At 69.6% G+C, this 8,275-nt stretch carries 12 protein-coding genes; 2 read left to right on the top strand and 10 right to left on the bottom strand.

What is annotated here, in order from left to right; all coding sequences use genetic code 11:
• Positions 1–82 precede the first annotated feature (82 nt).
• The 6 genes from ABZ818_RS33055 to ABZ818_RS33080 form a co-directional block, all read right to left on the bottom strand.
• Entirely contained in the window at positions 83–583 is a 501-nt protein-coding gene (locus tag ABZ818_RS33055) for a hypothetical protein (RefSeq protein ID WP_361422864.1), read from the bottom strand.
• Between the two features lie 140 nt (positions 584–723).
• Positions 724–1,293 (bottom strand): hypothetical protein, encoded by a 570-nt coding sequence (locus ABZ818_RS33060; protein WP_361422867.1) that lies wholly within the window; start codon positions 1,291–1,293, stop codon positions 724–726.
• 84 nt (positions 1,294–1,377) lie between these two features.
• Positions 1,378–1,707, bottom strand: a complete 330-nt coding sequence (locus tag ABZ818_RS33065; RefSeq protein WP_361422870.1) for a hypothetical protein — start codon at positions 1,705–1,707, stop codon at positions 1,378–1,380.
• A 636-nt stretch (positions 1,708–2,343) separates the two neighbouring features.
• Positions 2,344–2,640, bottom strand: coding sequence for a hypothetical protein (locus ABZ818_RS33070; RefSeq protein WP_084906452.1), 297 nt, complete (start codon positions 2,638–2,640; stop codon positions 2,344–2,346).
• A complete protein-coding gene (locus ABZ818_RS33075) occupies positions 2,633–2,923 on the bottom strand; it encodes a hypothetical protein (protein WP_361422872.1) in 291 nt (96 codons plus the stop codon). Before ABZ818_RS33075 ends, ABZ818_RS33070 begins: the two co-directional genes overlap by 8 nt.
• Positions 2,924–3,032: 109 nt before the next feature.
• A complete protein-coding gene (locus ABZ818_RS33080) occupies positions 3,033–3,713 on the bottom strand; it encodes an SMI1/KNR4 family protein (RefSeq protein ID WP_361422875.1) in 681 nt (226 codons plus the stop codon).
• 220 nt (positions 3,714–3,933) lie between these two features.
• Between ABZ818_RS33080 and ABZ818_RS33085 the strand changes: the two genes are divergently transcribed.
• Both ABZ818_RS33085 and ABZ818_RS33090 read left to right on the top strand, forming a co-directional pair.
• Complete coding sequence (locus tag ABZ818_RS33085; protein WP_361422878.1) at positions 3,934–4,311, top strand: hypothetical protein; 378 nt, start codon at positions 3,934–3,936, stop codon at positions 4,309–4,311.
• Between the two features lie 337 nt (positions 4,312–4,648).
• Positions 4,649–5,047: a pyridoxamine 5'-phosphate oxidase family protein gene (locus tag ABZ818_RS33090; RefSeq protein WP_361422881.1), complete on the top strand. Its 399-nt coding sequence runs from the start codon at positions 4,649–4,651 to the stop codon at positions 5,045–5,047.
• Between the two features lie 486 nt (positions 5,048–5,533).
• Here ABZ818_RS33090 and ABZ818_RS33095 read toward each other — a convergent pair whose 3' ends face one another.
• From ABZ818_RS33095 to ABZ818_RS33110, 4 genes are all read right to left on the bottom strand, one after another.
• Positions 5,534–5,755 carry a hypothetical protein gene (locus ABZ818_RS33095; protein WP_361422884.1) on the bottom strand — a complete coding sequence of 74 codons (222 nt, stop codon included), beginning with the start codon at positions 5,753–5,755 and terminating at the stop codon, positions 5,534–5,536.
• 220 nt (positions 5,756–5,975) lie between these two features.
• Positions 5,976–6,410: a DUF5959 family protein gene (locus ABZ818_RS33100; protein WP_361422887.1), complete on the bottom strand. Its 435-nt coding sequence runs from the start codon at positions 6,408–6,410 to the stop codon at positions 5,976–5,978.
• 370 nt (positions 6,411–6,780) lie between these two features.
• Positions 6,781–7,650, bottom strand: coding sequence for a hypothetical protein (locus ABZ818_RS33105; protein ID WP_361422890.1), 870 nt, complete (start codon positions 7,648–7,650; stop codon positions 6,781–6,783).
• 108 nt (positions 7,651–7,758) lie between these two features.
• The gene (locus ABZ818_RS33110) at positions 7,759–7,956 is read right to left on the bottom strand and encodes a hypothetical protein (protein WP_361422893.1); all 198 of its coding nucleotides are present in this window, start codon (positions 7,954–7,956) and stop codon (positions 7,759–7,761) included.
• Between the last annotated feature and the right edge of the window lie 319 nt (positions 7,957–8,275).

Genomic DNA, 8,275 nt, shown 5'->3' on the forward strand with positions numbered 1-8,275 from the left:
GTGTGGTCGCGCCGGGCCCCGGCGGGGGAGCGGGATTCCCGCCCCGCTCCCCCGCCGGACTGGCGCCGGTCACTCGGGCCGGTCAGCCGCGGGCGAGCTGGGCAAGGTCGGCGCGCTTGTCGTGCACCGCGAACACCGCCTCCAGCAGGGCCTGCGCGACTTCCTCGGTGGCCGCGGCGGCGAGGTGGCCGTGCAGGGTCTCCAGTGCGGTCACGAGCCGGGTGTCGTCGGCGGTGAGGTCGCCGTCTTCGAGACCGAAGGGGTTGCGGACCACGAGCGGGCGGCGGGTCACGGCGTGGGTGACGTACTGCCCGAGTTGGGCCGGGAAGCCGGTGCCCGGAGTCTGGACGGCCACAACCTCCGCGGTGGCAAGGGCGAGGTCGGCGTCGGTCGGGATGCCGTCGACAGCCGGGGCCTCCTCGTAGAAGGAGAGGGCGACGGTGTCGAGCAGGTCGGCGAGCACGTGCAGCGCGCGGCCGTTCCAGGCAGAGGCGAACAGGGTGCGGCGGCGGGCGATGCCCGCGAGTGCGGTGGCGCGGGCGGCGGCGGCGCGGGCCTGCTCGGTCGGCTCGAAGAAGGTCATGTCGGCTTCCCTCCAGGGGAGTTGAGGTTCCTCGGTGTGACCCGGGCGGCGGCGGGATTCCCGCCCCGCCGGCGCCCGGCGGTCTGGTGTGGCCGGTGGCGCCGGGCCCGGAGGGAGATCCGGGCCCGGCGGTCGGCGGGCTACTTCTGGTAGGCGGGGATCAGCGCGCGGACCTTCTCCTCGCCGATGCACCCGCCGTCGTGGCGGTAGATGCTCGGCGGGTGGCCGTTGCGCCCGCGGTGGTGGCTCCAGTAGCGGACGCCGGACCAGCCGCACAGCTCGCAGCGCAGGTACCACGGGTTGTCCGACCCCGGGAAGCCGTGGAGCACGGCCCTCCAGCGGTGCGCGGTGAGTCCGGCGAACGCGATGTGGGCGCCCGCGATATTGCGCGCGCTGGCGGGCATCCGCGGGTGCAGCAGGGGCACCGGGCCGTGCAGCGGCTTCGGGGCCTCGGCGCGGAGCTGCTCCAGCGCGACGGCGGTGACGCGACCGGCGGCGTACTCCTCGGCGAGGTACGCGGCGGCCATGTCGATGCCCTTGGTGCCGGTTGGCGGGCGGCGGAGGTTGTGCTCGCCCTCGGTGGTGACGACCAGCCAGTCACGGTGCCAGCGGTAGGCCTGCCCGATGACGCGATCCTGCCCGATGATCACGGGGTAGCGGCACTCGATGTCCGGCTCTCCGATGCGGGTCTTCAAGGTGGTGGCGCTCATGGTCGTGCTCCTTGTTGAGGTGGTTCGGTGTTCGGGGCCCGCGTGCGGGCGGGGATTCCCGCCCCCGCCCGCATGCGGGGTGACTCAGGCCTGCTCGTCGGCCTCGTCGGCGCCGATGGACATCAGCAGGAGGGCCCAGTCCGGGCCGCCCTTGGCCTGGACGAGTCCCGCGTACAGGAGCGCGGCCTCCTGGTCGGTGGTGGCGCGCACGCCGTGCTCGGCGAGGAAGGCGTCGATCGAGTCGACCGGCTCGTCGGCGTACCGGAAGTGCTCGACCAGGCCGTGGATGCCGCCGGGCTCGCCGCCCTCCCAGAGCTGGACGGAGAAGGTGCGCAGGCGGGGGTCGAAGACGGGACGGAGCACGACGTCGGTGCCGTTCAGGGCGAGGCGGTCGAGCGTGGAGAAGTCGAACACGGCGATTCCTTCGGTTGGTTGAGTGTTCTCGGTGTGGCCCGGGGCCAGTGCCGGGTGGGGATTCCCGCCCCCTTCCGGCGTAACTAATACTCTCAAGTTTTTGGGTGTAGGTCAACTCTCAAACGCAGAAAACCGCAGGCCAGAAGAGTTTTTCGGCGGGTTTTCCGGCGCTGGATCGGCCCGGAATTGCCCCCGGCGGACGCCGCACGACGGGCCGGTCGGGGGGTTCCCTCCGCGGCTGGGCAGGCGCAGCCGACCGCGGGCCGTGTCGGGGTGCCAGGCTCGCGCTCGCGCGACCGCCGCAGGCGGCTTGGCCTGGCGGCCCGGCGCGGGCCGTGGTCCCCTCGGGGGTCCAGTCACGGAGGGAACCCCCCGACCCCACCCACCCAGCACCACCCACGGACCGCAAGATCAAAACGGAGCCCCCTCCCCTCTGTGGAGGGCCCGGGGTGTGGGGGCGGAGCCCCCGCGTGCCTGAACCCGCACCCGCGCCGCCACCCGCATCACGAACTCACCTCTTAAGAGGTGAGGCGGCCCGATGATCGGTCGACCACCGAACCCCCGCCCGCCGGCGCCGCCGTGAACGCCGAAGGGCCCGGCGGACGGGTGTCTCGCCGGGCCCCGGGTCGGGTCGGGTCAGTAGAGCTGGATGCGGGTGAGGACGATGTGCGGCGGATCGGCGTCGGCGACGATGACGTACTCGGCGATGCCGAGCGAGCCGTCCGCGCCGAGCGGCATGCGCCGCTGCTGCGGCCACTTCGCCGACGCGGTGCTGCCCGGCACCTCGCCCCTCGTCTCGTTGATCACGACGGTGGCGGCCACGATCGCGCCGAACACCGCGCCGGGCAGGGCCTTGTCCATGAGGAGTTCGGTGACCTCCTCCGACAGCACGCAGGGCAGGCCCTCCGGCTCCTCGCCGTACGGCTCACTCAACGGGCAGGCCCGCCGCGCGGCGGCGCTCGATCAGGTCGGAGACCGCCGTGGTGGACAGCGTCCCGTCCAGGGCGGCCGCGGTCAGCCGCTCCCCTGCCGGGTCGGTGTCGAGCTGTGCCTCGCACCACCAGCGGCGCAGGACGCCCTCCGCCTGCTCGGGCGCGGCGGCCAGCAGCTCGCGGTAGAACTCCATGCGGCGCTCGCCCGACAGCGCGGCCGCGATGCCCTCGGCGTTACGCGGCACCCGCTCCGGCTCGTGCGGGTGGATCGGCTGTGCGGTCATCGCGTGCCCCTTTCAGTCTGCTCCGAGTCTGCCCCGCCGCGGTGGCCGCCGTCGACCAGCTGCGGGCGAACCGCGGCCCGGCAATGCTCAGCAGCACAGGGCGACGGGCCTACGGTGCCGACAGGGCGGTTTGCTCGGCCTTCTCCAGCCAGTCGCTGTACCAACGGGCGAAGGTCACCGGCTTCCCGTCGTCATCGAGGAGCGGCACGAGGTCGACGTCGTCCGCCCGGCCGTCGGACCAGATCGTGCCGCGGTGGCTGCCACTGATGATCAGCCACTCCCGTAGGGCACACCCCAGATGACAGATCACGATCGCACCGGCAGTGCGATCGGGAGCGAACATGACGGCATCCCACCGTTCGTCCCACGCCTCGATGGCGTCGTCGAAGTCCTCGATATCGTCGAAGTCCTCTTCCTCGGGACGTTGGGCAAGGAGGTCGTCGAGCAGCTTCGGGTCCGCGCCCTGGTCGGGAAACGGCTCGGCCAGCCTCGTCAGGTCGGCCAGGTCCGCGCCGTCGCCTTCCCAACGCCAGCGGCCTTGCACGCGCCGAACCGGGAACAGGCCGTACGCGGGGCCCGCGCCACCCGCGCCAACGTGGAGCAGGAAGGCCCGGTACTCCTCCGGTAGCCGCACCCCTATCTGAGCCTCGAGTTCAGCAAGCTCGCCTCTGGTGAGCGGCTCCTCCACGACCCACTTGTGCCCCAATCCCCCGAACACGTTGCCGCCCCCAGGCCCTGCGCCCGCCGCCTCGACCCGCTGACGTACGCCCGCCCACCACTGATCAGTCATGCGCAGACCGTACGTGCAGCCACCGACACCCGGGTTGCGGGTCTCTGCCATCGTTGAGCATCCCCGCACGGCCCAGAGACGGCCCGAGCGGGGGGTGCCGCGGGTGATGGCCGCTTCTCTGCACTTCACCGGTTCGGCTGATCTCCGGTCGCGCTGACTACAGCCCCGACGGCCACGAACCCCTTGGACCGCCCCGTCAAGGCTGTGATCCACTGCGCTCATGAGCTTGTCGGTAGATGTCTTCGTTGTTGGCGCGAATGGTGAGAGGCAGATACAGGATGTTCCGGACGGATGCGCCGACTCCGCGGGCTTCGAGAGCTGGCGCACTCGCGTGTGGGGCTCGCAAATGGTGCGGTCGCTAGGGGCCAGCTTCTTCCCGGTCCTGGCCGACGCCGACCTGCAGGTCGATCCCGAGCAGGTCCCAGCGCTCCTGCGCGAGTGCCTCCTGCTTCGCGAGAACCTGGAGAAGATCGTTGCAGGTATAGAACCCGTGCGGACGACCACGGATTACAGGGCCGCGATCTCCGACCGGTTGGCAATTATCGAGGATGCGGCGAGGCGAGGGCTCGCGATGGGAGGCGGAGTCCTCATCTGGTGACGTGAAACCAGCGGACCGTGGGCTGATCCCGACTGAGGTCGACGTTCGGTCTTGGGCGGGGCGGCCTGGCGGCGAGCACCGCTTTAGGAGTTCGATCCGGGCCCGCTCCGACTGCTGTCGGCAACTGGTGCGACGGCCGGACAGAGACGTTGGCGTACGCCTCCGTCCGGCGTCGTTGATGTCAGCCGTGGATGTCAGAGACCGTCTGATCCGTGGCTCTGCAGAGATCGGTCATTAAAGGTCATACAGGCTGCCGGGAGGCCCATGAGGGCCGGTGTGGGGTGCTGCCAGTTGCTGGGGTTGCTGTACTTCGCTGCTGTACAGCAACCTTTGACGCATGGACGTGAACGAGTTCTTATCCCAACCCTTGGTCGCACGCGTAGCGACCAACGGCCCTGAGGTCCGGCCGGTGTGGTTCCTCTGGGAGGACGGCGCGTTCTGGTGGCTCACCGGCTCGTACTCCCGACTGGAGCAGCTTCTCACCGAGGACTCGCGCGTCGCGCTGGTGATCGATACATGTGACCCGTCCGCGGGTGCAGTGTTCTCTGTGTCATGCCAAGGCGTGGCTGAGGTTGTGCCGCTCGACCGGGCCAAGGCAGTCCGGAAGTTGACCCGCTACCTCGGGCCTGAGGACCTGTGGCCAGTGCGCTTCTCCGCTCCGCTGGATGACCCTGCAACCAAGATGGTTCGGTTCGCACCCGATCGTCCGCCTCGACTGCACGATCGATCGTGGTAACAGCACAGACGGCCAAGCGCACGCTTTCCAACTGTGTTGGTGGGTGGCCTGGCTGTGTGCAGGGGCGTTCACCCGTGTTCATGGGCAGCCGGCCTACGGGAAAGGCCCGGCACACGGTCTCGGCTGAACGACGGTGCACGGGGCTGAATGAGAGGGAAACCGAGGCGGCCGCACTCCTCACCGCAGCACCGGAGACGGCCCGCGGCCGGCTGTCGAAGCCACCGTCATCCGTGGGAGCTAAGCCGCCTTGGGTCGCGCCGCACGCATGCCCGAGGCGGGCTCCTGTGCATCCTCGAGCGGGAAGGTCTCGTCTTCCCCGAAGGCCGGGGCCTGGAAGGGGTTGGTCGCCGGAGGCGGCGATGCTGTCGTGGAGTGGCGGGGTTGCCCTTCCAGGGCGGAGAACAGCGATGTCGGATCGATGAGAGGTCTCTCTTTCGTTACAGGTCCCTGACGGGGCCTGGTGTGCCGTGACCGGGCACAGCGGTCCTACAGCTTGGTCATCTTGGCGTACGGGCTCAAGATCCGCATTTGCGCCGAGCCGAAATCCACGAGCGCTGCGATTCCGTCCTCGATGCCGATCACCCGGCCGAGGCCGTACATGTCGTGTGTGACCTGGTCGCCCACGGCGAAGTGCTCGGGAGCCAGCGTGACCGGGGCCTCGAAGGGGCTGGTCGGCAGATGACGCTTCGATACAGCAGGCTTTGTCATGACCCAGTATGCGCCTACGGGTATCCCGTTCGCTGTGACCGTCGGCACAGATCCGGACGGCAACACCCGCTTTAGGAGAGAGGCGGGGGAGTGGGGGCGCTGACCTGGAGCTTCGATACCTGGTCAGGCCACCGAGAACTCGACCGCGAGACACCCCCGTTGACCGTGGCTGACCCTTGTATCTGGCACGCCTGTGGCACGGGCTGCCGCCTGAAGCTCCTCAGTCCGTCGGGATCAGGTGCGCCCAGACGGTGCCGAGCCTCTTGAGCAGGGCACGCTGCTCGTCGATCCAGCCGCGGTCCACTTCGAGGGAGAGGGCCAGCCTGGTGGTCTGCTGGTCTGCGATGGTGACCGTGATCCCATCGTGGTCGTCCTCCCGCCAATTCAGGCGGATGCCGATCTCGGCGACTCGCGCAGCCTCACGCCAGACGGCGTCGTGCCCCGCGGTGACCTCGTCCAATACGTGTGCCCAGCCGGCCAGGTCTCTTGGATCCACATAGGTGTCGAGGACACCGGCCACGAAATCGTTGTGGACCAGGAGTTGCCCCTTCACGTCCGGGATGCCCGGGGCATAGGAGTCGTTCAACTCGACCACAACACTGCCGCCGTACTTCCCGGTGATCCGCAGCAGTGCGAACCGCTCGGGCTCCTTCATGTCCCACCCCTGGGTGTTCGGTCCAGCGCTGATGCTGCGCACTCTAGACAGCACCACTGACGATGCCTGCCGCGCTCACCGTCTCAATGGATGACTCAAGACCTGTCTTCTTGCCCTGGGTCTTGCCGGGGATCTTGGTGACCTGCGTTTCCGCTGGTCCGGGCGGTGAGCCCGGGCACTTCAGCGGTCATCGTTGGTCGTTGTTGGCCACTGCCGAGCGGCCTCGGACGGCCCAGAGACGGCCCAGCTAGGGGCTCCTGGGCTACCCTCCACCTGCGGCACTCGGACTATCGGGGGGACCAGTTGGCCGGGCTCATACCTTGGATCGCGCCAACATTCGCGCTCGCCGGCGTGGCGGTCGGGGCCTTCCTCAATCCCCCCGCTCGTACGGCACCGGCCGGCCGGTGAACGCGTCCAGGAGGACACGGTCGCCGAGTGGCCGGTTCAGCTTCACCGTCACCTCCTCCAGCAGCAGGTCTGCGGTGCAGGGACCCTCCTTCGTCCCGACGACGGAAGCGGACAGCACCACGCTCCCGTCCGTCTCCAGCACGTCCACGACAGGACCGTCGTCGCAGGCCCCGTGGCCGGCGAGCACCGTGACGGACCGGCCGCCCCTCGCGGTCCTGACCAGCTGCAACGAGTCGCCGGACCCCTCCGCGACCGGCTTGACCGGCGGCGTGAGAGGCTTCGAGGGACGGACGGCGGCCAGCTTGAGCGGAGTGTCGTAGCCGTCCAGGGTGAAAAGCCAGGCCGGGACGGTCGCCGGGCCGCGGCTGGTGGCCAGGGTCATCTCACCCAGCTTCGCCCCGGTCACGGTCAAGTGTGGTCCGTCGTTGCCGCCGCGGGCTACTGCCTCATACGCCTGCCGCGCCTCCATCAGCGGCAACGCGAGCGAGCCCCCGCCCTCCCACTTCACCCGGCCGTTCTTCCCCGGCGCGACGGGGAGTTGGCCGCGCAGGACGAAGTTCTGGGCCTCGTAGGCCTGCTTGTCGGATATGTCATGGAAGGCGCCCTCGGGCAGGTCGACAGCCTCCCCGATCGGGTGGTAGCCCTTCCGCCAAGCCCGGGCGGCCTCGGAGCCGTCCCAGGCGTCGGCGACCTGACGAGCGCGGACCTCCGCCACCGGGCCGCAGCCAGTGAGGGTCCCGCCCGCTGCGGCGAACAGGGCGAGGACGACGAGCAGTTGGGCAGTGCGGGCCAGGGCGCCGGAGACGGCGGCCACAGTGGCTCGTATACGCATGCGTTCCCCAGGTGGAGAAAGGGGCCGGGCGCCGATCGTTCCTCGCAGTCCGTCTCAGCGCAGGGCCCAATGATCGTGGAGTCTGTTTGACTCACGTGATCAGATCCCTCACCGGTGGGGGCGGTTGTACGGAAATTTGAAGTTCTGGAAGCGGCCTGCCGCCGTGGCGGCGGCCACCTTGGACTTCCTGTCGACCAACTCCAAAGCGGCCCACGTGAGGGCGAGCACCACCACGCACCCCGCCGCCATCCTGACCGCCTCAGCCCACAACACCGGCCGGTCCCCGCTCACCACGACGCCTTCCACCCTCCCCCTCCGCGCCGTCATGGCAACGGCGTCGCACCGTGAGCCACACCCGTCCCTCCGCGCGCCATACCGGTCCCCGACACGATCAGCGCAGCGGCTCCGGAGCCGGCCGGTCGTCTCAGTATGCGGGAACCGACTGCTCGTTCACCTCGTCAAGTCCAACTGGTACTGGAGGAAGGTGCATATGAGGAAGCTGGTTGGTTCGCTCGGCAGTGGCCTGCTGGTCGTCGGGATCACCGCGGGGGTGTGGTGGAACTGGTTCCACGAGCCCTATGCCCTGGCCGACGCGCCCAAGGTCGACGTGACGGTGCGCGCGGAA

The sequence above is a fragment of the Streptomyces sp. NPDC047453 genome (assembly GCF_040643155.1).
In the GTDB taxonomy this organism is placed as follows: Bacteria; Actinomycetota; Actinomycetes; order Streptomycetales; family Streptomycetaceae; genus Streptomyces.

What these genes read in the sequence shown, in the direction of transcription:
- ABZ818_RS33105 (WP_361422890.1), bottom strand. Translation starts at nt 7,650, where the DNA reads ATGCGTATACGAGCCACTGTGGCCGCCGTCTCCGGCGCCCTGGCCCGC.
- ABZ818_RS33080 (WP_361422875.1), bottom strand. Translation starts at nt 3,713, where the DNA reads ATGACTGATCAGTGGTGGGCGGGCGTACGTCAGCGGGTCGAGGCGGCG.
- ABZ818_RS33085 (WP_361422878.1), top strand. Translation starts at nt 3,934, where the DNA reads ATGAGCTTGTCGGTAGATGTCTTCGTTGTTGGCGCGAATGGTGAGAGG.
- ABZ818_RS33075 (WP_361422872.1), bottom strand. Translation starts at nt 2,923, where the DNA reads ATGACCGCACAGCCGATCCACCCGCACGAGCCGGAGCGGGTGCCGCGT.
- ABZ818_RS33100 (WP_361422887.1), bottom strand. Translation starts at nt 6,410, where the DNA reads ATGAAGGAGCCCGAGCGGTTCGCACTGCTGCGGATCACCGGGAAGTAC.
- ABZ818_RS33090 (WP_361422881.1), top strand. Translation starts at nt 4,649, where the DNA reads ATGGACGTGAACGAGTTCTTATCCCAACCCTTGGTCGCACGCGTAGCG.
- ABZ818_RS33055 (WP_361422864.1), bottom strand. Translation starts at nt 583, where the DNA reads ATGACCTTCTTCGAGCCGACCGAGCAGGCCCGCGCCGCCGCCGCCCGC.
- ABZ818_RS33060 (WP_361422867.1), bottom strand. Translation starts at nt 1,293, where the DNA reads ATGAGCGCCACCACCTTGAAGACCCGCATCGGAGAGCCGGACATCGAG.
- ABZ818_RS33095 (WP_361422884.1), bottom strand. Translation starts at nt 5,755, where the DNA reads ATGACAAAGCCTGCTGTATCGAAGCGTCATCTGCCGACCAGCCCCTTC.